17 protein-coding genes and 3 rRNA genes are annotated in these 23,297 nt (G+C 61.6%); 9 read left to right on the forward strand and 11 right to left on the reverse strand.

Annotated elements, in window-relative coordinates:
• Positions 1-46: 46 nt before the first annotated feature.
• The 3 genes from AC5WNI_RS00910 to dksA all read right to left on the reverse strand — a co-directional run bounded on the left by AC5WNI_RS00910 (position 47) and on the right by dksA (position 3,283).
• The gene (locus tag AC5WNI_RS00910; protein ID WP_254627033.1) at positions 47-1,633 is read right to left on the reverse strand and encodes a sigma-54-dependent transcriptional regulator; all 1,587 of its coding nucleotides are present in this window, start codon (positions 1,631-1,633) and stop codon (positions 47-49) included.
• Between the two features lie 142 nt (positions 1,634-1,775).
• On the reverse strand, positions 1,776-2,711 hold the full coding sequence (gene gluQRS, locus AC5WNI_RS00915) for a tRNA glutamyl-Q(34) synthetase GluQRS (protein ID WP_175089051.1): 936 nt from the start codon (positions 2,709-2,711) through the stop codon (positions 1,776-1,778).
• A 134-nt stretch (positions 2,712-2,845) separates the two neighbouring features.
• Positions 2,846-3,283, reverse strand: coding sequence for an RNA polymerase-binding protein DksA (dksA, locus tag AC5WNI_RS00920; protein WP_175089052.1), 438 nt, complete (start codon positions 3,281-3,283; stop codon positions 2,846-2,848).
• Between the two features lie 274 nt (positions 3,284-3,557).
• Between dksA and AC5WNI_RS00925 the strand changes: the two genes are divergently transcribed.
• Both AC5WNI_RS00925 and sfsA read left to right on the forward strand, forming a co-directional pair.
• The gene (locus AC5WNI_RS00925) at positions 3,558-4,742 is read left to right on the forward strand and encodes an aminotransferase class I/II-fold pyridoxal phosphate-dependent enzyme (RefSeq protein WP_175089053.1); all 1,185 of its coding nucleotides are present in this window, start codon (positions 3,558-3,560) and stop codon (positions 4,740-4,742) included.
• A complete protein-coding gene (sfsA, locus tag AC5WNI_RS00930) occupies positions 4,742-5,584 on the forward strand; it encodes a DNA/RNA nuclease SfsA (protein ID WP_487885574.1) in 843 nt (280 codons plus the stop codon). The genes AC5WNI_RS00925 and sfsA overlap by 1 nt, the downstream gene beginning before the upstream one ends.
• Positions 5,585-5,633: 49 nt before the next feature.
• On the opposite strand, the gene AC5WNI_RS00935 is transcribed toward sfsA, so the two are convergent.
• Positions 5,634-5,966 carry a Rieske (2Fe-2S) protein gene (locus AC5WNI_RS00935; RefSeq protein ID WP_175089054.1) on the reverse strand — a complete coding sequence of 111 codons (333 nt, stop codon included), beginning with the start codon at positions 5,964-5,966 and terminating at the stop codon, positions 5,634-5,636.
• Between the two features lie 185 nt (positions 5,967-6,151).
• Between AC5WNI_RS00935 and AC5WNI_RS00940 the strand changes: the two genes are divergently transcribed.
• Positions 6,152-7,234 (forward strand): ChaN family lipoprotein, encoded by a 1,083-nt coding sequence (locus AC5WNI_RS00940; protein ID WP_175089055.1) that lies wholly within the window; start codon positions 6,152-6,154, stop codon positions 7,232-7,234.
• Positions 7,235-7,378: 144 nt separating this feature from the next.
• On the opposite strand, the gene AC5WNI_RS00945 is transcribed toward AC5WNI_RS00940, so the two are convergent.
• The 6 genes from AC5WNI_RS00945 to AC5WNI_RS00970 all read right to left on the reverse strand — a co-directional run bounded on the left by AC5WNI_RS00945 (position 7,379) and on the right by AC5WNI_RS00970 (position 12,613).
• On the reverse strand, positions 7,379-7,870 hold the full coding sequence (locus tag AC5WNI_RS00945; protein ID WP_175089056.1) for an acyl-CoA thioesterase: 492 nt from the start codon (positions 7,868-7,870) through the stop codon (positions 7,379-7,381).
• Between the two features lie 249 nt (positions 7,871-8,119).
• Entirely contained in the window at positions 8,120-8,734 is a 615-nt protein-coding gene (gene metW, locus AC5WNI_RS00950; protein WP_175089057.1) for a methionine biosynthesis protein MetW, read from the reverse strand.
• Positions 8,727-9,929, reverse strand: coding sequence for a homoserine O-succinyltransferase MetX (gene metX / locus AC5WNI_RS00955; RefSeq protein ID WP_175089058.1), 1,203 nt, complete (start codon positions 9,927-9,929; stop codon positions 8,727-8,729). The genes metW and metX overlap by 8 nt, the downstream gene beginning before the upstream one ends.
• 269 nt (positions 9,930-10,198) lie before the next feature.
• On the reverse strand, positions 10,199-10,780 hold the full coding sequence (locus AC5WNI_RS00960; RefSeq protein WP_043333437.1) for a YggT family protein: 582 nt from the start codon (positions 10,778-10,780) through the stop codon (positions 10,199-10,201).
• A 149-nt stretch (positions 10,781-10,929) separates the two neighbouring features.
• Positions 10,930-11,772 carry a pyrroline-5-carboxylate reductase gene (gene proC, locus AC5WNI_RS00965; RefSeq protein WP_175089059.1) on the reverse strand — a complete coding sequence of 281 codons (843 nt, stop codon included), beginning with the start codon at positions 11,770-11,772 and terminating at the stop codon, positions 10,930-10,932.
• Between the two features lie 88 nt (positions 11,773-11,860).
• Positions 11,861-12,613: a YggS family pyridoxal phosphate-dependent enzyme gene (locus AC5WNI_RS00970; protein WP_175089060.1), complete on the reverse strand. Its 753-nt coding sequence runs from the start codon at positions 12,611-12,613 to the stop codon at positions 11,861-11,863.
• A gap of 195 nt (positions 12,614-12,808) precedes the next feature.
• Here AC5WNI_RS00970 and AC5WNI_RS00975 point away from each other — a divergent pair, with 195 nt between their 5' ends.
• Both AC5WNI_RS00975 and AC5WNI_RS00980 read left to right on the forward strand, forming a co-directional pair.
• A complete protein-coding gene (locus AC5WNI_RS00975) occupies positions 12,809-13,840 on the forward strand; it encodes a type IV pilus twitching motility protein PilT (protein WP_175089061.1) in 1,032 nt (343 codons plus the stop codon).
• A gap of 139 nt (positions 13,841-13,979) precedes the next feature.
• Positions 13,980-15,134, forward strand: coding sequence for a PilT/PilU family type 4a pilus ATPase (locus AC5WNI_RS00980; RefSeq protein ID WP_175089062.1), 1,155 nt, complete (start codon positions 13,980-13,982; stop codon positions 15,132-15,134).
• Between the two features lie 91 nt (positions 15,135-15,225).
• On the opposite strand, the gene AC5WNI_RS00985 is transcribed toward AC5WNI_RS00980, so the two are convergent.
• Complete coding sequence (locus AC5WNI_RS00985; protein ID WP_175089063.1) at positions 15,226-16,374, reverse strand: anhydro-N-acetylmuramic acid kinase; 1,149 nt, start codon at positions 16,372-16,374, stop codon at positions 15,226-15,228.
• A gap of 156 nt (positions 16,375-16,530) precedes the next feature.
• Here AC5WNI_RS00985 and tyrS point away from each other — a divergent pair, with 156 nt between their 5' ends.
• The 4 genes from tyrS to rrf all read left to right on the forward strand — a co-directional run bounded on the left by tyrS (position 16,531) and on the right by rrf (position 23,237).
• A complete protein-coding gene (gene tyrS, locus AC5WNI_RS00990; RefSeq protein WP_285460622.1) occupies positions 16,531-17,739 on the forward strand; it encodes a tyrosine--tRNA ligase in 1,209 nt (402 codons plus the stop codon).
• Between the two features lie 573 nt (positions 17,740-18,312).
• Positions 18,313-19,853 (forward strand): 16S ribosomal RNA (locus AC5WNI_RS00995).
• 242 nt (positions 19,854-20,095) lie between these two features.
• Positions 20,096-22,983, forward strand: a 23S ribosomal RNA gene (locus tag AC5WNI_RS01000).
• A 138-nt stretch (positions 22,984-23,121) separates the two neighbouring features.
• Positions 23,122-23,237 (forward strand): 5S ribosomal RNA (rrf, locus tag AC5WNI_RS01005).
• Together the 16S, 23S and 5S rRNA genes form the textbook arrangement of a ribosomal RNA operon.
• Positions 23,238-23,297 lie beyond the last annotated feature (60 nt).

Below are 23,297 nucleotides of genomic sequence, written 5' to 3' on the forward strand. Positions count from 1 at the left end.
GCCAGCGTCAGTGCTCCAGTGCCGCTCAAGCTTCATCACGCCAATGTCAGTTTGCGGGAGAGCTGCGGCGGCCCTTGCGGCGTGGAATGCCCAGGCGCTGACGCCGCTCCCAGAGGTTCTTGCGACTGATGCCGAGGCGGCGCGCGAGCTCTGTCTCGCTCATGTGGTCCTGATGCTCGAGCACGAAGTGCTGGAAGTAGTCCTCCAGCGAGAGGTCTTCCTCCTCACCGGCATCGCCGATCACCGAGAGGCCGCTGCGCGGGGTGTCCGCAGGCGGTGGTAGGCCCGTGCCCTGTTGGCCGGCCGCGGGCTGACCTGTGACAGACGCGGAAGTCGTTCCGGGACTTGAGCCACTGGCGGCACCTTTCACTGCACCTTTCGCCGCCCCTTTGCCCGCTGTCTTGGGCACCTGAACACTGGAGGGCACCGAGTCGGCTGTTGTGGCGGCGGGCGCTGCTTGAAGCGGCTGCCCTGAGGGCGTGCGCAGGCCGAGGTCCTCAGGGGCGATGATGCGACGCTCCGCCAGAATGACGCCCCGCTCGAGGGCGTTTTCCAGCTCACGGACATTGCCGGGCCAGGCGTAGTGATGGATTTCCTGGCGCGCCCGCTGGGAGAGTCGCATGCCATCGCGGCCATGCTTGCGGGCGATGCCGGCCAGCAGATGCTCGGCCAGTTCCAGCACGTCATCTCCACGCTCACGCAGGGGCGGCAGGTCGATCTCCATCACGTTCAAGCGGTAATAGAGGTCGAGGCGGAACTCGCCGCTGGCCGAGAGCTGATGCAGGTTGCGGTGGGTCGCGGCGATGAGGCGAATGTCGACGTAGCGGGTCTCGATGGCCCCCACGCGGCGAATCTCGCCCTCCTGCAGCACCCGCAGCAGGCGTGCCTGGGCATCCAGCGGCAGTTCACCGATCTCATCCAGAAACAGTGTGCCGCCATCGGCGGCTTCGATCAGGCCTGTGCGCGAGCTGGTGGCGCCGGTGAAGGCACCTTTTTCATGGCCGAACAACTCGGACTCGATCAACGTCTCGGGAATGGCGGCGCAGTTGACGCAGATCAGCGGCGCCTGATGGCGTTCGCTCTGGCGATGAATGGCGCGCGCGACCAGCTCCTTGCCGGTGCCGGACTCACCCAGTACCAGCACGGTGACATCGGCGGGCGCTACCTTGCGAATGCGGGTGTAGACCTGTTGCATGGCGCGACAATGGCCAATCATCTCCACCGGCTTGTTGGTCGTGCCAGCATGCGTCTGGGGCGGAGGCGGCGCAGCACTCGGCGCCCCCAGGCGTGGCAGAGACAGCGCATCTCGCACGCTGCGCGCGAAGGCCTGCTGGTCAAACGGCTTGGGAAGATAGTCGGCTGCCCCCGCCTTCAGGCAGCCGATGGCGGCATGCAGGCTGGGGTCGTCGGCCAGCAGCAGCACGGGGGTCGGCCGGCTGGCACGCAGGATCGGGACGGCATGGTCTCCGGCCAGTTCGCTGTCGCAGATCACCAGCGCGAAGTCGGCGGGGTGCTGCAGACGGGCATCCTCCAGGCCGCTGGCCTGCACCACGTCGTGACCCTCGCGCTCCAGCAGATGCTGCAGCGTGTTGCGCGAAGCACCTTCCTTTTCGACGATCAGAATCCGGGCCATGGGGTGATGTCGCTCGCCTGAGGGTGTGCATGAGGGGATGACTGTCGCTCGAGTCTGTCCTGTTCCCACAGGGGTGGCAATCCGACAATCGTGGCTGTTGTCAGGCGTTCCGACTGTATGGCGTATCCGGTCTCGGCTGCCCTCAGCTGCCTTCATCAGTCCTTGTCATTGGAGCAGTGGCTGCACTGAGTGACGGCGCGGTGCCGACCGCCGCAAGTGACCAGCGAGGAGTGGCGTGGGCGAGTTGCTCAGCGGGGCTGGCGGTCGCCAGTTCGGGCGGCGGCGCCTGACCGAGCAGTGTCAGGGTATGGTGCAGCAGCGTTCGAATCGCGCTGGCGTCTTCCGGCAGGGCCGGCGCCAGGTTCTGTTTGGAGAGCTTCTGGCCATTGTCGGCCGTGATCAGCGGCAGGTGCGTCAGGCGTGGCATCGGCAGGTCGAGCGCGGATTGCAGCAGACGTTGCCAGGGGCTGTTGTCGAGCAGATCGAGCCCGCGCACGACATCGGTGATGCCCTGCTCGGCATCATCCACCACCACGGCCAGCTGATAGGCCCACAGGCCATCGCGTCGCTTGAGCACCACGTCGCCTAGCGTGACAAGATCCAGCTGGACCGTGCCCTGCAGGCGGTCCTGCCAGCCAGCGATGGCCCGGGAGCCGCCGAAGCGCTCTGCCGCGCGCACGTCCAGCCGCCAGGCATGCTCGCCCTCGGGCGGTTCGGTCCGCTCACGGCACCAACCGGGGTAGATGGCATGCTCGCGCCACTGCTTGCGCGAGCAGTCACACGGGTAGGCGATACCACTGGCCTTCAGTTGTTCCAGTGCATCGGCGTAGGCGGCGTGACGCTGGCTCTGATAGCGGAGCTCACCATCCCGCTGCAGACCGAAGGCATCCAGCTGGCGCAGGATGGTATCGGCGCTCCCGGCGGGGCAGCGAGGAGGGTCGATATCCTCGATACGCACCAGCCACTCGCCGCCGTGATGGCGGGCATCGAGATAGCTGGCGACGGCAGCCAGAAGTGAGCCCGCGTGCAGCGGACCGGAAGGGGTGGGGGCAAAGCGGCCACGGTAGGCGGTAGGCATGTGGGCTCCGTCATCCTTCGTGGTAGGGGATTCGCAGGCAGCAGGGCCTGAACGCATACGGGCACCGCTCCGAGGAGGGTGCCCGTATGGGGGATGAGGGCGACGGCCTGACGTCGCTTCATCGACAGCAGGGCTTAGCGGCCCAGCTGCTTTTCCTTCAGCTCGGCCAGTGTCTTGCAGTCGACACACTGGGTAGCGGTCGGACGTGCTTCCAGACGGCGAATACCGATCTCGATGCCACAGGACTCGCAGAAACCGTAGTCGTCCTCATCGATGTTCTCGATGGTCTCGTTGATCTTCTTCAGCAGCTTGCGCTCGCGATCACGTGTTCTCAGCTCGAGGCTGAAGCCTTCTTCCTGAGTGGCACGGTCTGCAGGGTCCGCGTAATTGTTGGCATCTTCCTGCAGGTGACGCACGGTGCGATCGACCTCTTCCATCAGCTCCTGTTTCCACTCCATCAGGATCTGGCGGAAGTGCGCTAGCTGCTTCTCGTTCATGTACTCTTCACCCGCTGCCGGCTCATACGGGGTGAATTTCTTAAGCGCTTCCGGCTTGGTTTCAGCTAATGGCATGGGACCGCCTCATTCCGCAAGTGACTTGGGCCGTCGACAGTCTGTTGCACTGCCTCCTTGGCCACGGCGAGGGGGCTGTCCTGACTGCTGCCCTCGCGAGAAGATCAGCTTATTTAGCGTAAATATGGCAAGTTTGCAACCGAACTCCGACGATAGTTTGTACCGACTCATGCACAGGCGGGTTCGAGAAAACACGGAGTTTCCTGTGCCAAGGGGGTGGGAATGGGGCTCGGCAGCTGCCTAGAATGATGCTTCGACCCCGAGGAGTGCCATCATGCAGTTTGCCCGTCGTCTTGAATCCGTTGCCGCCTTTCGTGTGATGACGTTGCTGGAAGCCGCTCAGGCGCGCGAGGCCGCGGGCCATGACGTCATCCATCTGGAAGTGGGCGAGCCCGACTTCCCGACTCCTGCGGCGGTGATCGCCGCCGGCCAAGCGGCGCTGGCGGCCGGTCAGACGCGCTACACCCCCGCCTGCGGCCTGCCGGCCCTGCGCGAGGCCATCGCGGCTGACTATCAGCGCCGTCACGGCGTCACGGTCTCCCCTTCCCGTATCATCATCACGCCCGGCGCCTCCGGTGCCCTGCTGCTGGCCACGCTGTTGTGCGCCGAGCGTGGCGACAGCGTATTGATGGCTGACCCGACCTACCCCTGCAATCGTCACTTCATGGGCCTGGTGGATGCCCAGCTGGATGTGGTGCCCGTCAGTGCCGCGAGTGGCTGGCAGCTGACCGCTGAACTTGCCGATGATTTCTGGCGCGAGAACACGCGGGCCGTGATGGTGGCATCGCCCTCCAACCCCACCGGACACGTGCTGTCGCCCGAGGAATTGAAGGCGCTGGGCGAGCTGTGTCAGTCGCGAGATGCCCAACTGCTGGTGGATGAGATCTATCAGGGACTGACCTATGGCGTGCCTGCGCACACCGCACTGGCGGAGTGCCCGGACGCCTTCGTCATCAACAGCTTCTCCAAATACTTCGGCATGACGGGCTGGCGGCTGGGCTGGCTGGTGGCACCGGAAGCCGCGGTCGAGCCACTGTCACGCCTGGCGCAGAATGTCTTCCTGGCCGCGTCGACTCCTGCACAGCATGCGGCGCTGGCGGCCTTCACGCCGGAATGCGAAACAGAGCTCGAGCGTCGTCGGCAGGTACTCGAAGCCCGTCGTGGCGTACTGCTGGACGGGCTAGAGCGCCTGGGGCTGGCGCCGTCGGTGCCGCCGCAGGGTGCCTTCTACGTCTGGCTGGATATCTCGCATCTGAGTGATGACAGCGAGGCCTTCTGCCGCGCACTGCTGGAAGAAGAGAATGTCGCCATCACGCCGGGTACGGACTTCGCGCTGGCCGAAGGGCGTCGCCATGTGCGTATCGCCTTCACCGCCGATGAGGCGCGTCTGCGCGAGGCCCTGGCCCGCATGGAGCGTTTCCTTGAGCGGCGTGTCACCCGGGCAGGAGTGTCGGCTTGATGGTGCTTGAGGGGCTGTATCGTGGTCGCCTGATCCGTCGCTACAAGCGCTTCTTCGCCGAGGTGGAGCTGCTCGAGGGGGAGCGGGCAGGTGAGGTGGTGACGGCGCATTGTCCGAATACCGGCTCGATGCGCGCGGTGTGCGTGGAAGGTTGTGAGGTATGGCTGTCGCCGTCCGACAACCCCAAGCGCAAGCTCGCCTGGACCTGGGAGCTGATTCGCCTGCCGCTGGATCCGCCCGGCGCTGACGGTCGGCGTGAGGCCTTGGTGGCGGTGCACACCGGACGTGCCAATGCCCATGTCGAGGCGGCGCTGCAGCAGGCCAGCGTCAGCGCGCTGCACGACATGAGGCTCGCCGACTTTGCGCGCCTCAAGCGCGAGTCACGTGTCGAGGTCCTGCTGCCGGGAAATGACACGCCGGAGCGCTCACGGCTCGATTTCCAGATGTGGCCGAAGGAGGAGGGCGCGGCCTCGATCTATCTGGAGGTCAAGCAACTGACACTGCGCGAAGCCGGCGGTCACGGCTATTTCCCGGACTCGGTGAGTACGCGTGCCCAGCGTCATCTGGCCAGTCTCGCGGCGCTGGTCGCAGCAGGTCACCGTTGCGTGCTGGTGTTCTGCGTCGCCCATGACGGGATCGAGGATGTCGCACCGGCGGCGCATCTCGACCCGGCCTATGCGCAGGCCTTTGCCCGGGCGCAGGCCGCCGGTGTCGAGGTGCTGGCGCTGGGCATGCAGATCACCCTCGAAGAGTCTCTCTCGGATGCGGGCCAGCCACTGTGGCGAGCAAGACTGGGCCTGACGCGCGCGCTGCCACTGCATGACGTGCGCTTTGCTGGCTGATCAGGTCGCTGGCGCTCAGCCTGTCAGTCAGCGCTCATGTCTCTTTCCATCATTTCTCCCTCATGTCTCCACCGCTGCCTGCGGTCTCCCACAGCAGCAACAGTGTTGGCGAGGCGTCGTTGTGCACCAGCTCAACGTCTAGCGCCGTCAATCGTTGGCCGACGCAGGGGCCGCTGATGCAAGTGCCGTGATGCGGCTCGAAACAGGCCTGATGGCGGTGGCAGAGTATCAAGCCGCCGGTCGCGTCCATGTAGGGATCGTCAGTCTCGTCCTCGGTCAGCATTCGGCTGCCCTGGTGTGGGCAGCGGTCGAGAAAGGCGCGCGGGCCATCGGGCTGCATCACCAGCAGGGCCGGGCGGCCATCATCGAGTGTCAGTGGCATGCTGCGGCCGACGGGCAGTGATGGCAGCGGCAGTCTCAAGCACAGCCTGGATGAGGGCCCTTGGGGGAGTGTTGGTGGCCTTTCGGACATGAGGGGGCTCGCATCGGGTATCATGGCAGCGTTGGCACGCTCTCTTGTGGTCTTTTACCGTGTCTTGCCGCTTCCTTCCATGCCGAGTCATCTTCATGTCGCTATTTCGCCGCTCGATCACTTCCAGCTTCCGCTCCAGCAACGAATCCGGGACACCTGAGCGCACGGCCGGGGTGAGCCGTCGCCAGTTGCTGGCCGGCATGGCCGTCTCGGCGGGCGGGCTTACCGTGCTGGGCACGGCACTGAGCACCCCGCTCGCACAGGCCGCTCAGCCGGCCAACGGGCCATTGCCACCGCTGCCGGCTTGGCATGATCCCGAGGCGTCCCACCCGTTGCTGGGCAGCATTCTGGTCGCGGAGGGCAATCGTCGTCTATCGCCAGCGGCGCTGGTCGATTGGAGCCAGGCGCACTCGATGGTGCTGCTGGGCGAGCATCACGACAATCCGGATCATCACCAGCTGGAACGCTGGTTGATCGATGCGCTGGTCGCGCGGCGTCAGTTGGGCGGTGTGGCGCTGGAGATGCTGGACACGACCCAGGACGCCGCGCTATCACTGACCAATCGTACCTCGCTTGCGGTCTCGGGATTGCCGGATGATGAGCTCCAGCAGTTGCTGGCCTGGAATGCGCGCTGGCCCTTCACCGACTACGCCCCTCTGCTGCGCGGAGCGCTGGACAGTGGTGCGCCACTGGCGTCTGCCAGCCTGTCGGTGGCACAGCTGGAGGCCAGCATGGCACCGGGGCAGTCGCCGCTGGCACTGCCGGAAGCGGTCCTGCGCCTGCAGCGTGAGGCACTGGATGAAGGCCATTGTGGCCTGCTGGGCGCAGAGCGCCTGGACGCGATGCTGCGTGCGCAGTTGGCGCGGGATCAGCAGATGGCAGAACGTCTGGAAGGCCTGGCGGCTGATGGCACCACCAGCCTGCTGGTGTGTGGCTCCGGCCATGCCCGTCGCGATATCGGCGTGCCGCGCTGGCTGGATGGCAGCACGCTGTCCGTAGCGCTGATGCCGGTCGCCTGGGATGACGCGGGGCAGCCGCTGACGCATCTCGCCGATTATCTGCCGGAGAGCGCCGGTGCGGCGCCGGCTTACGATCTGGTGTGGTTCACGCCGGCGACGGCGCCAGTCGTGGATGCCTGTGAAGGCTTGCGTGAGACGATGCAGACGACCGTCAGCTAGAGGCTAGTCAGGCCCTGCCTGGTCAGGCCCCGGACATCAGCAGCACTGGAGCGGGTTGAATGCTCGGCATGAAAAAAGGCACCTCTTGTGAGGTGCCTTTTTCGTTGGTGCGACCTGCGTGTCGCGACCTGAATAGCGACGCGATCAGGCGTTCTTGAGGTCCGACGCGCTGTCGGCACGACGACGCGGTGCCTTCTGCGGCGTCTCGTCGCTGTGACCGTCGTTATGACTGTCATTGCTGCCGGCCTGCTCACGGAAACGGTCTTCGATATAGGTGATACGCGTGCGGCCGTGGGGCACGGGCTTGAAGTCGGCATCGACGCTGACCAGCACGATGCGGTCGATGGTCAGAATGCGTTCGCGGGTGATCTTGTTGCGGATCTCGACGCACAGCGAGATCGAGGTACGACCGAAGGCGCTGGCGGTGATGCCCAGTTCGATGATGTCGCCCTGACGCGCGCTGGAGACGAAGTTGATCTCCGACATGAACTTGGTGACCACGCGCGAGGTGCCCAGCTGGACGATGGCGTAGATGGCCGCTTCTTCATCGATCCAGGCCAGCAGTCGTCCACCGAACAGGGTGCCGTTGGGGTTGAGGTCTTCGGGCTTGACCCATTTGCGGGTATGGAAGTTCATGCACTCTCTCCTCGGGATGCCGGCGCACCTCACCGGAAGTGCGAGCCGTGATCCTCAGCTGCGTTTACCTCGAAAGTATATAGACTTTAGTTGCGACTGTCTGTGCATGGCCCGGATAGTGCAGCGCTATCGCGGCGCGGAAGAATTGGTGGTGTCATGACGCGAAACGGCCGACAGGAGTGTCCTGTCGGCCGTTTTCTTGCGGTACCTGGCGCTGGGTCTGTGGCGACTGCTGTAGCGCGCCTTGACTCAGCGCTGGTCGGGCGAGCAGTTGTCGCGACAGACGCGGAAGATGGCCACTTCCCCGAACAGGTTCGGCCACCAGGTCGCCGCCGGATGCGGCTCGTGATCGCCATTGCCGACCGCGCGGTCGATGATCTTGAGGCCCTGGGCGCGACACAGGCGCTCGAAGTCCGCGAAGGTCGACAGATGGATGTTCGGCGTGTCGTACCAGGCATGAGGCAGCGACTTGGAGACCGGCATGCGCCCCTTGAGGCCCAGGTGCAGGCGGTGACGCCAATAGGCGAAGTTGGGGAAGGTGATGATGGCCTCACGCGAGACGCGCATCATCTCCTCCAGCGCACGGTCCGGGCGACGCAGTACCTGCAATGCCTGGGACATCACCACACGATCGAAGGTGTCATCGGCGAAGTTGGCCAGGCCGTCATCGACATTCTGCTCGATGACGTTCACGCCACGGGCGACACAGGCACTGATGTTGTCGGGGTCGATCTCCAGACCATAGCCGAAGACCTGCTTGGTCTCCTTGAGGGAGGCCAGCAGGGTGCCGTCACCGCAGGCCAGATCCAGCACGCGCGCGCCTTCGGGAATCCAGTCATGAATCTGGGCGAGGTCGTTACGCATGGCTGGTCTCCCTGGTGCTCGGCTTTTTCGGCTTTTTCGTGGCTTTGGCGCCACAGGCGTGGTCGTAAGCGCGAGTCAGGAAGTTGCCCAGCACCGTCTGGTAGCGTTCGCCCGGCAGCAGGAAGGCGTCATGCCCGTGCGGCGAGTCGATGTTGGCGTAGCTGACCGACTTGCCGGCATGGATCATGGCGTTGACCAGCTCGCGCGAGCGTGACGGCGCGAAGCGCCAGTCGGTGGTGAAGCTGACCACCAGTACCGGGCAGCTGATCGGCGCCATGGCCGCGGACAGGTCATCGCCTGCCGTGGCGGCAGGATCGAAGTAGTCGAGCGCCTTGGTCATCAGCAGATAGGTATTGGCATCGAAGGCGGTGGAGAAGGTATCGCCCTGGTGGCGGAGATAGCTCTCGACCTGGAAGTCGACGTCGTAACCGAAGTTGAGGCGATCCTGACGCAGGTCACGCCCGAACTTGGTACCCATCGAATGCTCGGAAAGATAGGTGATGTGACCGACCATGCGCGCCAGCTTGAGGCCGCGTCTGGGCACGGCATCGACACGCGAATACCAGCCGTCATGGAATTCCGGGTCAGAGCGAATCGCCTGACGCGCGACTTCATTGAAGGCGATGTTCTGTGCCGATAGTTTCGGCGTACAGGCGATGATGGCGACGTGACCGACGCGATCAGGGTGGTCCATCACCCACTGCAGCGCCTGCATGCCACCCAGCGAGCCGCCGACCACCGCCGCGAAGCGGATGATGCCGAGAGACTCGGCGAGGCGCTTCTGGCTCTCGACCCAGTCCGGCACGGTTACCAACGGGAAGTCAGGCCCCCATTGCTCGCCCGTCTCCGGGTTGATCGAGGTCGGGCCGGTACTGCCGTGGCAGCCGCCGATGTTGTTCAGCGCGATCACAAAGAAGCGCGAGGTATCAATGGGCTTGCCGGGGCCGATGTAGTCGTCCCACCAGCCAGGCTTGCGGTCGCTCATGGCGTGATAGCCAGCCGCATGATGGTGGCCGGTGAGGGCGTGACAGATCAGGATGGCGTTGCTGGCGTCCGCGTTCAGCTCGCCGTAGGTCTCGTAGACCAGCGAGTACTGCTCGAGGCGTCTGCCGCAGGCCAGCTCCAGCGGGGTATCGAAGTGGGCAGTCTGAGGCGTGACGAGACCGACCGAATCCGGGGGCAGGGAATCAGGCATCGTGGTGAAGGTTTCCAGCATCATGTCCAGCAGAGTGTTCGGGGCAAGGCCCGTGTCCGGGGCGCGAAGCCGCGGTGATGCGCCTTGTGGGCGTCTCGTGCACCGTGGTTCTGGCTTCGGCCGAGGGCTCACTCTAGCACAGCGTGCGCACGCGTGATCCAGTGGCACGCGATGCAAGAGCGCCCGCCACGGGAGTCCGTGGCGGGCGCTGATTTCGTCGGCATGTGCCTTGGGCGCCTGCGAGCCATCCTTGCTGGCGGAGTCCCGGCTTAGCTGAAGGCGCTGCGCAGCATGCCCAGTGACGGCAGGGTCTGGTTGATCAGGCTGCCGACCAGGTTGAGCGCGATGAACACGAAGATCGGAGACAGGTCGAGCATGCCGATCGACGGAATCACCTTGCGCACCGGCTTCATGATCGGATCGACCAGCTGATGGACCAGGATGGCGCCCGGGTGGTTGGCCTGCGGAGCGACCCACGACAGGATGATCATCGCGATCAGCGCGAAGAAGTAAATGTTGATGATGCTGTCGAGAATGGTGCCCAGTGCCGTCAGCGCGATGAAGCCGACCGGCAGCATGCCGCCACCGAACAGGGCGCCGATCGCGACCAGTACCAGACTGACGACGATGAAGGCCGCGGCCAGGGTGGCGATGTCGAAGCGACCCAGCGGGCGCAGGATGCCCTGCAATGGGGCCACCAGCGGGTTGGTCGCCTTGACCACTGACTGGGTGACCGGGTTGTAGAAGTCCGCGCGGGACAGCTGCAGCAGGAAGCGCAGCATCAGGATGTAGACAAACAGTTGCAGCAGGATGGTGACCAGCTGAAGTCCGATATTACCCATAGCACCCATGGGGCTTTCCTTAAGACGGTGAGAAGTGGGCGCGCGTTAGAGCACGCGTCATGCCGCTAGCATGCCAACAACGGATGAACAGCGCATGATGGCCTGTTGTGGCCCGGGCTGCCAGCGGCCTGCAGGAGTTGTCAGTGGAGCAGAGGCTGTCAGCGATCCAGCTCGCGGGCAAGCTCGGCGGCGCGCACGCTGGAGGCCTTGGCGGCGCGCTCGACGATATCGCGCAGCCCATCCTCCTCGAAGCTGTTGATGGCGCGCTCCGTGGTGCCATTCGGCGAGCACACGCGACGGCGCAGCTCGGCAGGCTCATGCTCGCTGGAGAAGGCCATCTCGGCGGCACCGCGGGCGGTCTGGATCGCCAGGCGGCGCGCGGTCTCGGCGTTCAGCCCCAGCTCGATGCCTGCCGCTTCGAGCGACTCGATGAACAGGAAGAAATAGGCCGGGCCGGAGCCGGAAATGCCGGTGACGGCTTCCAGCAAACCTTCTTCCTCGACCCACTCGACGATACCGACCGCGGTCAGCATCTCATCCATCAAGCTGCGCTGCTCCTCCGTCACCTGGGGGGTGGCATAGAGGCCGCTGGCACCGACACCGACCAGTGACGGCGTGTTGGGCATGCAGCGGATGATGGCGAGGTCGCCGCCCAGCCAGCGTTCGAGGCTGTCGCAGGTGATGCCGGCCGCTACCGAGACGATCAGCGGCTTGCGGTTCTGCACCGCAGGGGTCAGCGCCTGGCAGACGTCATGCATCATCTGTGGCTTGACGCCCAGCACCACTACATCGGCTTGCGAGACGGCGTAGGCGTTGTCCTGGGTCGTGCTTACGCCGTAGCGCTGCTCGAGGGCATCGAGTGTCTCGCGCGAGCGAGCCGTGGCGATGATGCGGTCCGCGGGATAGCCGGCATCGACCATGCCGCCGAAGATGGCGCTGGCCATGTTGCCGGCGCCGATGAACGCGATGGTGCGCGGTGTAGCGGTGCTCTGGTGCGTCATGCGGTGCTCCTGGTCATTCAGTGGGAGGGCTGGCGGCAAGCTCGAGAGCCTTGCGTGAGCGTTGGATTTGCCTCAGCGAGCGTTGGACTCAGTGGTCGTGGGAGTAGTCACGTGCGCCGAAGATGGCAGTGCCGAGGCGTACCAGTGTCGCGCCTTCGGCGACGGCGGCCTCAAGATCCGCGCTCATGCCCATCGAGAGAGTATCGAGCTGGGCCTGCGGGTAGCTGGCGGCGGGGAAGCGCGTCTGCAGTCGCTCCAGCAGCTCGCGCAGCTGGCGGAAGGGCGCACGGCGCTCGGTCTCACTGGCATCGGCGGCGCAGGGGGCCGGAATCGCCATCAGGCCGCGCAGGCGCAGCCCGGGCAGCGCGATCACCGTCTCGGCCAGCGCCAGCAGTTCCTGGGGTGCCACGCCAGCCTTGGAGGCTTCGCCGGAGATATTGACCTGCAGACAGACATCGAGCGCGCCAAGCTCACCGGGGCGCTGCTCGCTCAGTCGGCGTGCTATCTTCTCGCGTTCCACGGTATGCACCCAGGCGAAGTGCTCAGCGATGGCGCGCGTCTTGTTGGACTGGATGGGGCCGATGAAATGCCATTCGATATCGGTGAGGTCCGACAGCGCCTGCTGCTTGTCCAACGCTTCCTGCAGATAGTTCTCGCCGAAGGCCCGCTGGCCGGATTGCCAGGCAGCGCGCATCAGCGTCGCGGGTTTGGTCTTGCTGACGGCCAGCACTTGCGCCGATTCAGCGTTGCGTTTACTTGCCTGCAATGCCTTTTCCAGCCGCGCACGGGCCTCTAGGATACACTGGGTAACACAAGCTTCGTCGTCGGGGACTGCGGTCATGCGGCTCGGCTCCAGAATTTGCGGAACAACCTGGCGATGGCTGGCACGGTGTCAGGCATGTCATCAATGGCATGGGCGTGACAGGCCTGGTGACATGGTGCCCATCGCACTATCTACTGAAGAGCCACTTCACACTTTCACCAGAGTACACAAGACTCGTTGGTACAAGAGCTTCGGTCTTCGCGAGGGAACTGCATGGATATTACCGAACTGCTGGCTTTTTCGGCAAAACAGAACGCGTCGGATCTTCACCTGTCCGCAGGTTTGCCACCGATGATTCGTGTCGACGGTGATGTGCGGCGCATCAATGTGCCGTCAATGGATGACAAGCAGGTGCGCGCGCTGATCTACGAGATCATGAACGACAAGCAGCGCCGTGACTTCGAGGAATTCCTCGAGACCGATTTCTCCTTTGAGGTGCCGGGTGTCTCGCGCTTTCGTGTCAACGCCTTCCATCAGGGGCGTGGCGCGGGGGCTGTCTTCCGCACCATCCCCTCGGAAGTGCTGACGATGGAGGATCTGGGGCTCGGTGAAGCCTTCCGCAAGATGTGCATGCTGCCGCGCGGCCTGATTCTTGTCACCGGGCCGACCGGTTCCGGTAAATCCACCACGCTGGCGGCAATGGTCGATTACATCAATGAGAACAAGTACGACCACATTCTCACCATCGAGGACCCGGTGGAATTCGTGCACCAGTCCAAGCGGTGTCTGGTCAACCAGCGTGAAGTGCATCGTGATACCCACGGCTTCGCGCCCGCGCTGCGTTCAGCGCTGCGTGAAGACCCGGATGTCATTCTGGTCGGGGAGCTGCGAGATCTCGAGACCATCCGTCTGGCTCTGACCGCGGCCGAGACGGGTCACCTGGTATTCGGCACCCTGCACACTACCTCCGCGACCAAGACCGTCGACCGTATCATTGACGTCTTCCCCGGCGAGGAGAAGGCAATGGTGCGCTCGATGCTGTCCGAGTCCCTGCAGGGCGTCATCGCCCAGACACTGCTCAAGAAGATTGGCGGTGGCCGGGTGGCGGCTCACGAGATCATGATCGCGACGCCTGCCATTCGTAACCTGATCCGCGAGGACAAGGTGGCGCAGATGTACTCCTCCATCCAGACCGGTGGTGCCCTGGGCATGCAGACATTGGATGCAGCGCTGACGCGTCTGTTGGCTGAAGGGCTGGTGACCAATGAAGATGCTCAGGCGAAAGCCAAGGGCTTGTTGAGCTGAATTCGCCAGGAGGGCCGACAATCACGTTGCAGGTAGGTGGGGCAGGGGCCGGAACACGTCAACTTTTCAGGTTCATGGGACGGCATTTCAGCGCGAGGCCTTGGGCGCGACTCTCAAGGCGCATATCGGGATACAACTCATGACTCCTCATGAATGGCTGCATGAACTTCTGCAGTTGATGGTCAGCAAGGGCAGCTCGGACCTGTTCATCTCCACTGGCACACCGCCGCAGATGAAGGTCAATGGCCGCATGGTGGCGCTGGGTGACAGGAAGCTGGGTGTCGATCAGGTGAGAGAGCTGGTGCTCGCACCGATGAGTGACATGCAGCGCGAGCGCTTCGAGGAAGAGCGCGAGGCCAACTTCGCGCATAGTCTGCCGGGAGTCGGGCGCTTCAGGATCAGCGCCTTCTACCAGCGCAGCCAGATGGGCATGGTGATTCGCCGCATCCAGCTGTCGATTCCCAGCCTGGAAGAGTTGCGGCTGCCGGAGATCATCAAGGGGCTTTCCGAAACCAAACGTGGTCTGGTGATCTTCGTCGGCGGTACCGGCGCCGGCAAGTCGACCTCGCTGGCGGCGATGATACAGCACCGCAACCAGACCTCGAGCGGGCATATCATCTGCATCGAAGACCCGATCGAGTATATCCATCCCCATCAGCGCTCCATCGTGACGCAGCGTGAAGTGGGAATCGATACCGAGTCCTTCGAGGTGGCGCTGCGCAATACGCTGCGTCAGGCGCCGGACGTGATCATGATCGGCGAGATCCGCTCGCGTGAGACCATGGAGCACGCGCTGACCTTCGCCGAGACAGGTCACCTGTGTCTTGCGACGTTGCATGCCAACAATGCCAACCAGGCGCTGGACCGCATCATCCACTTCTTCCCGGAGGAGCGTCACGAACAGGTGTGGATGGATCTGTCGCTGAACCTCAAGGGCATCGTGGCCCAGCAGCTGTTGCCTCACAAGAGCGGCAACACCACCCAGCGCGTGCCTGCCATTGAGGTGATGCTGCGTTCGCCGTTGATTGTCGACCTGATCCGCAAGGGCGCGGTGGTCGAGATCAAGGACGTCATGAAGCGTTCGCAGCAACAGGGCATGATGACGTTCGATCAATCGCTTTACGCCTTGCATCAGCAGGGCTTGATCACCGAGGAAGTGGCATTGGCGCATGCCGATTCCGCCAACGACCTGCGCCTGATGATCAAGTTCGGTGATTCCGATAGTGCCCAGGAAGCCCAGCTGGATGTCATGAACGCCGCCAGTCGCTTCTCGTTGCAAGGGGATGACGACTGAGGCGTGTCGGTGATGCCAGCGCAGTGATTGTCTCAATCAAAAGCCGCCCTCTTCATCACGAGAAGGGCGGCTTTTTCGTATCCGATGAGGGTCAGCGAGCGTAGAGGCCGCCCAGCACTCTCGGGCCGCTCGCGCCAGTGACGCTGGGCAGGTTGCCGGGGCGCTCCAGTACTCTGCGTGCCGCGAGCCAGGCGAATGCGCTGGCTTCGAGCAGGTCTGCATTCCAGCCCATGTCAGTGCAGGATACGAGGGGCGTCGCCTGCTCGCCTTGCGCCAGGCGCTGCTCCAGCTGCGTGAGCAGGGCGCCATTGCGTGCCCCGCCACCGCAGGGGGTCAGCGCGGCCAGTGATACGCCGGTCTGCTCCAATGCTCGCACGATGCTTTCGACGGTCAGACTCAGGAGCGTGGCCTGCACGTTGGCCGGTGACTCGTCGCCGGTCAGATGCTGAGCCAGCCAGTCGAGATGGAAGTCTTCGCGGCCGGTGCTCTTGGGAAGTGGTCGGCGGAAGTAATCGGCCGACAGCAATCTCTCGAGCAAGTCGGGAATCACCTTGCCGCTGGCGGCCCACTGACCGTCCTGATCCACTGCGGTACCACGATGACGCGCATGCCAGGCATCCAGCAGGCAGTTGGCGGGGCCGGTGTCGAAGCCGATGATGTCAGCTGTGGAGCCCTGAGGGGGAAGTAGTGTCAGATTGGCGATGCCGCCCAGGTTGAGCAGCCCATGCCATTGGCCTGGCTGACTGAAGAGAGCAGCGTGGAAGGCGGGCGCCAGCGGGGCCGCCTGACCGCCGGCGGCCAGATCACGGCGCCGGAAGTCAGCGACGACGGGAATGCCGCACAGCTCGGCCAGCAGGCTGGGATTGTCGAGCTGCAGGGTGTAGGGCGTGTGGCATGGCTGATCGCTGAAGCCATAGGGGCGATGCTCGATGGTCTGGCCATGGCTGCCAATGGCCGTGACTTCCTCTGCAGTCAGTTGCTGGCGTGTCAGCAAGCGCGTCACCGCGCTGGCAGCCAGTTCAGCCAACGCCTTCTCGGCGGCGGCGAGATCCGCGAAGCATGCTTCATCACAATGCATCAGCTGCCAGAGGCGAGACCGCAGTGTCTCGGGCAGCGGCAGGTCGAGCCCATCAATGAAGCGAATCCGCTCGTGGTCTGGCGAGGAGGGGGCGATATCGAGCAAGGCGATATCGAGTCCGTCCAGGCTGGTGCCGGTCATCAAGCCAAGGTAAAGCGCCATTGGGATCTCCCGATCATTGGAGGGGCGTGCAACAGGGGCGTGAAGCTCGTGAGCACGCCGCCCTGCGGCAGGGGGTGCATGCCATGCTCGTCATGCTAACATTCTCGGCCAACATGCCCCGCTACGAGGGGAGCAGCAACGGTCAGAGAGGGCAGGATGAGCGACAAGTCAGTAGTGGAAGCGCTGGAGATCATCAAGCGCGGTACCGATGAGGTACTGGTCGAGGAAGAGCTGATCAAGAAGCTCGAGTCCGGGCGCAAGCTCAAGGTCAAGGCGGGCTTTGATCCGACGGCGCCGGACCTGCACCTCGGTCATACGGTGCTGATCAACAAGCTGCGCCAGCTGCAGGACCTCGGTCACGAGATCATCTTCCTGATCGGTGATTTCACCGGCCGCATCGGCGACCCCACCGGCAAGAGCGTGACGCGCAAGCCGTTGACCGAAGAGGATGTGAAGGCCAACGCCCTGACGTATCAGGAGCAGGTCTTCAAGATTCTCGACAAGGAGAAGACGCGCATAGCCTTCAACTCCGAATGGATCAGCAAGCTCTCCGCGGGTGACATGATCGAGCTGGCGGCCTCCAGCACGGTCGCGCGCATGCTCGAGCGTGACGATTTCGACAAGCGCTATAGCGGCAATCAGCCGATCTCCATCCACGAGTTCCTCTACCCGCTGATCCAGGGGTATGACTCCGTGGCGCTGGAAGCGGATATCGAGCTTGGCGGCACCGATCAGAAGTTCAATCTGCTGATGGGGCGTGAGCTTCAGCGCCAGCGCGGCCAGGAGCCGCAGGTGGTGATCACCATGCCGATCCTCGAAGGCCTGGATGGTGTGCAGAAGATGTCCAAGTCGCTGGGCAACTACATCGGCATCAATGACCGCCCGGGCGAGATGTTCAACAAGATCGTCTCCATGCCGGATTCGCTGATGTGGCGTTACTTCGAGCTGCTGTCGCTGCGTCCTCTCGATGAAGTGAAGGCGCTGATGGCCAGCATCGACGACGGCGCCAACCCGCGTGATATCAAGATGGAGCTGGCACGCGAGCTGGTGGCACGCTTCCACGATGAAGACGCGGCGGCGACGGCGCACCTTTCCAGCGGCAATCAGCTGGCTGACGGCGAGCTGCCGGCGGACATGCCGGATGTCACCGTCAGCCTGGAGGGCGCCGAGGTGGCGCCGATCGCGGCGGTCATCAATCGTGCGGGTCTGGCCAACAACAGTGCCCAGGCCAAGGACATGCTCAAGAATGGCCGCGTGAAAGTGGATGGCGAAGTGGTCGAGCCTTCCTATATGGCACCTTTCGATACTGCCATCGTCATCCAGGCGGGCAAGAAGCGCTACGCACGAGTGACCGTGACGCGCTGAGGTACTCAGATGTACTATTACTGAGAAGTCGCTGTCGTAAGTCACCTCCCGCTCGGCCTCACCAGACATGGTGGGGCCGAGCGCGTTCTGAGCGCCTGGCCTCATCGTGGCGAGATTCTCTCAAGAAAGCCCTTGCCCTCACGGCGGTTCGTGCGTAAAGTACGCATCCGCTGCCGGGGACGCATGGCGTTACCAGCGGTGAAAGAGGTTTGCAGGTGATTGTTTTGCTTGATGTTTTTGAAGTTCGCTTCGGAATCATCGATTGACAATCCCGGGCGATTCGCTAGAATACGCCGCACTCCTTACGGAACAGGTGATCGAGCAATGCTCCTCACCGCTTGATGATGCTTAGAGGCAGTCGACTGACTCATCATCAAGTGCTTGACTTTTCAAGCGTTCTGGGTAGAATATGCCTCCTCGCTTCACAGCGACGCTCTTTAAAAATTTGATCAGGTAATTCGTGTGAGCGCTTGCCGATGAGTGGTGACAAGGTCATCAAATATCGGAGCAAGCCTCTCACGAGAAGTTTGACTCTGAACCAAGTTTGGTCTGCTTAACAGACTATCAAGCTTTCAACTGAAGAGTTTGATCATGGCTCAGATTGAACGCTGGCGGCAGGCTTAACACATGCAAGTCGAGCGGAAACGATTCTAGCTTGCTAGAAGGCGTCGAGCGGCGGACGGGTGAGTAATGCATGGGAATCTGCCCGATAGTGGGGGACAACCTGGGGAAACTCAGGCTAATACCGCATACGTCCTACGGGAGAAAGCAGGGGATCTTCGGACCTTGCGCTATCGGATGAGCCCATGTCGGATTAGCTTGTTGGTGAGGTAACGGCTCACCAAGGCGACGATCCGTAGCTGGTCTGAGAGGATGATCAGCCACACTGGGACTGAGACACGGCCCAGACTCCTACGGGAGGCAGCAGTGGGGAATATTGGACAATGGGCGAAAGCCTGATCCAGCCATGCCGCGTGTGTGAAGAAGGCCTTCGGGTTGTAAAGCACTTTCAGCGAGGAAGAACGCCTCGGGATTAATACTCCCGAGGAAAGACATCACTCGCAGAAGAAGCACCGGCTAACTCCGTGCCAGCAGCCGCGGTAATACGGAGGGTGCAAGCGTTAATCGGAATTACTGGGCGTAAAGCGCGCGTAGGTGGCTAAGTCAGCCAGGTGTGAAAGCCCCGGGCTCAACCTGGGAACGGCATCTGGAACTGCTTGGCTAGAGTGCAGGAGAGGAAGGTAGAATTCCCGGTGTAGCGGTGAAATGCGTAGAGATCGGGAGGAATACCAGTGGCGAAGGCGGCCTTCTGGACTGACACTGACACTGAGGTGCGAAAGCGTGGGTAGCAAACAGGATTAGATACCCTGGTAGTCCACGCCGTAAACGATGTCAACTAGCCGTTGGGTCCCTTGAGGACTTAGTGGCGCAGCTAACGCAATAAGTTGACCGCCTGGGGAGTACGGCCGCAAGGTTAAAACTCAAATGAATTGACGGGGGCCCGCACAAGCGGTGGAGCATGTGGTTTAATTCGATGCAACGCGAAGAACCTTACCTACCCTTGACATCCAGAGGACTTTCCAGAGATGGATTGGTGCCTTCGGGAACTCTGAGACAGGTGCTGCATGGCTGTCGTCAGCTCGTGTTGTGAAATGTTGGGTTAAGTCCCGTAACGAGCGCAACCCCTATCCTTATTTGCCAGCGAGTAATGTCGGGAACTCTAAGGAGACTGCCGGTGACAAACCGGAGGAAGGTGGGGACGACGTCAAGTCATCATGGCCCTTACGGGTAGGGCTACACACGTGCTACAATGGCAAGTACAAAGGGTTGCAATACGGCGACGTGGAGCCAATCCCATAAAGCTTGCCTCAGTCCGGATTGGAGTCTGCAACTCGACTCCATGAAGTCGGAATCGCTAGTAATCGTGGATCAGAATGCCACGGTGAATACGTTCCCGGGCCTTGTACACACCGCCCGTCACACCATGGGAGTGGACTGCACCAGAAGTGGTTAGCCTAACCTTCGGGAGGGCGATCACCACGGTGTGGTTCATGACTGGGGTGAAGTCGTAACAAGGTAGCCCTAGGGGAACCTGGGGCTGGATCACCTCCTTATCGACATTGTCTATCGCTCGCGGCAAGTGCTCACAACGAATTACCTGATCTTATTGCTGGCTTAGCCGGCAGTGGCAAGCGTGCTCAACAGAGCGCGCTTCTCACTGTTCTCTGAACAGCCGCTCTTTAACAATGTGAATCATGCTGACGATGGAATGTGCGCCAAGCACATCTCCATCAACACGATATGTCGGAGAGGTCCGACAGATTCGTAATCCTTGACAGACCCCTTGGGGTTATATGGTCAAGCGATTAAGCGCATACGGTGGATGCCTTGGCAGCCAGAGGCGATGAAGGACGTGATAGCCTGCGATAAGCGTTGGCGAGGTGGCAAATACCCTGCGACCCAACGATTTCCGAATGGGGAAACCCACTCACCATCAGGTGAGTATCTATAGGCCAATACATAACCTATAGAGGCAAACCCGGGGAACTGAAACATCTAAGTACCCGGAGGAAAAGAAATCAACCGAGATTCCCCAAGTAGCGGCGAGCGAACGGGGACCAGCCCTTAAGCGTGACAACTGACAGGCGAACAAGCTGGGAAGCTTGACGATACAGGGTGATAGTCCCGTAGTCGAAGTCTGAGTCACGTGAAATCGAGTAGGTCGGGGCACGAGAAACCCTGACTGAACATGGGGGGACCATCCTCCAAGGCTAAATACTCCTGGCTGACCGATAGTGAACCAGTACCGTGAGGGAAAGGCGAAAAGAACCCCGGCGAGGGGAGTGAAATAGATCCTGAAACCGTATGCGTACAAGCAGTGGGAGCACCTTCGTGGTGTGACCGCGTACCTTTTGTATAATGGGTCAGCGACTTATATTCTGTGGCGAGCTTAACCGTATAGGGGAGGCGTAGGGAAACCGAGTCTTAACTGGGCGACCAGTCGCAGGGTATAGACCCGAAACCGGGCGATCTATCCATGGCCAGGGTGAAGATTGAGTAACATCAATTGGAGGCCCGAACCCAAGTATGTTGAAAAATGCTGGGATGAGCTGTGGATCGGAGTGAAAGGCTAATCAAGCCCGGAGATAGCTGGTTCTCCTCGAAAGCTATTTAGGTAGCGCCTCGCGTATCACCGCTGGGGGTAGAGCACTGTTTCGGCTAGGGGGTCATCCCGACTTACCAACCCGAGGCAAACTCCGAATACCAGTGAGTGCAGCGTGGGAGACACACAGCGGGTGCTAACGTCCGTTGTGAAAAGGGAAACAACCCAGACCGTCAGCTAAGGTCCCAAAATCCTGATTAAGTGGGAAACGATGTGGGAAGGCTCAGACAGCTAGGAGGTTGGCTTAGAAGCAGCCATCCTTTAAAGAAAGCGTAATAGCTCACTAGTCGAGTCGGCCTGCGCGGAAGATATAACGGGGCTAAATCAGGTACCGAAGCTACGGGTTCATCCTCTGGATGAGCGGTAGAGGAGCGTCGTGTAAGCCAATGAAGGTGGATTGAGAAGTCTGCTGGAGGTATCACGAGTGCGAATGCTGACATGAGTAACGATAAGGGGAGTGAAAAACTCCCCCGCCGGAAGACCAAGGTTTTCTGTTCTACGTTAATCGGAGCAGAGTGAGTCGGCCCCTAAGGCGAGGCGGAAACGCGTAGTCGATGGGAAACGGGTTAATATTCCCGTACCGGATGTGGTTGCGATGGGGGGACGAAGAAGGCTAGGTGAGCCAGGCGTTGGTTGTCCTGGTGAAAGCATGTAGGCCGAGGAATCAGGCAAATCCGGTTCCTCCGAGGTCGAGATGCGAGACGAACTGACCACGGTCAGGAAGTCATCGATGCCACGCTTCCAGGAAAAGCCTCTAAGCTTCAGACCACATGCGACCGTACCCCAAACCGACACAGGTGGTCAGGTAGAGAATACCAAGGCGCTTGAGAGAACTCGGGTGAAGGAACTAGGCAAAATGGCACCGTAACTTCGGGAGAAGGTGCACCGGTTCGAGTGAAGGACTTGCTCCGTAAGCTCTTACCGGTCGAAGATACCAGGTGGCTGCAACTGTTTATTAAAAACACAGCACTCTGCAAACGCGCAAGCGGACGTATAGGGTGTGACGCCTGCCCGGTGCCGGAAGGTTAATTGATGGGGTTAGGATTCGTCCGAAGCTCTTGATCGAAGCCCCGGTAAACGGCGGCCGTAACTATAACGGTCCTAAGGTAGCGAAATTCCTTGTCGGGTAAGTTCCGACCTGCACGAATGGCGTAATGATGGCCACGCTGTCTCCACCCGAGACTCAGTGAAATTGAAATCGCAGTGAAGATGCTGTGTACCCGCGGCTAGACGGAAAGACCCCGTGAACCTTTACTATAGCTTTACACTGGATGCTGATGTTGTCTGTGTAGGATAGCTGGGAGGCTTTGAAACCGCGTCGCCAGATGCGGTGGAGCCAACCTTGAAATACCAGCCTGACATCATTGGCGTTCTAACTCAGGTCCGTCATCCGGATCGAGGACAGTGTATGGTGGGTAGTTTGACTGGGGCGGTCTCCTCCTAAAGAGTAACGGAGGAGCACGAAGGTACCCTCAGCACGGTTGGAAATCGTGCATTGAGTGCAAGAGCATAAGGGTGCTTGACTGCGAGACAGACACGTCGAGCAGGTACGAAAGTAGGTTCTAGTGATCCGGTGGTTCTGTATGGAAGGGCCATCGCTCAACGGATAAAAGGTACTCCGGGGATAACAGGCTGATACCGCCCAAGAGTTCACATCGACGGCGGTGTTTGGCACCTCGATGTCGGCTCATCACATCCTGGGGCTGAAGTCGGTCCCAAGGGTATGGCTGTTCGCCATTTAAAGTGGTACGCGAGCTGGGTTTAGAACGTCGTGAGACAGTTCGGTCCCTATCTGCCGTGGGCGTCGGAAGTTTGAGAAGAGCTGCTCCTAGTACGAGAGGACCGGAGTGGACGAACCTCTGGTGTTCGGGTTGTCATGCCAATGGCATTGCCCGGTAGCTACGTTCGGACGGGATAACCGCTGAAGGCATCTAAGCGGGAAGCCCCCTTCAAGATGAGACTTCCCTGAGGCCTTGCGCCTCCTGAAGGGCCCTTGAAGACTACAAGGTTGATAGGCTGGGTGTGGAAGCACAGCAATGTGTTGAGCTAACCAGTACTAATTGCCCGTGAGGCTTGACCATATAACACCCAAGGGGTTTGCCCAGGCAAACCGCCGGGATTGCGACAGGATCGACGACATATCGGTCAGCATGATTCATATTGCGAGTCCCGAGGCCACAAGCCTCGAGACTCAGGCATCGCAAGATGCCACCGTTTCGCCTGACGACCATAGCGAGCGTGAACCACCCGATCCCATGCCGAACTCGGAAGTGAAACCGCTTAGCGCCGATGGTAGTGTGGAGTTTCTCCATGTGAGAGTAGGTCATCGTCAGGCACTTATACTGAACCGCCCCTGTAGCCTTGCTGCAGGGGCGGTTCTCTTTGTGCGCAGGAA

It is taken from the genome of Cobetia sp. PDI-12MA (assembly GCF_059507695.1).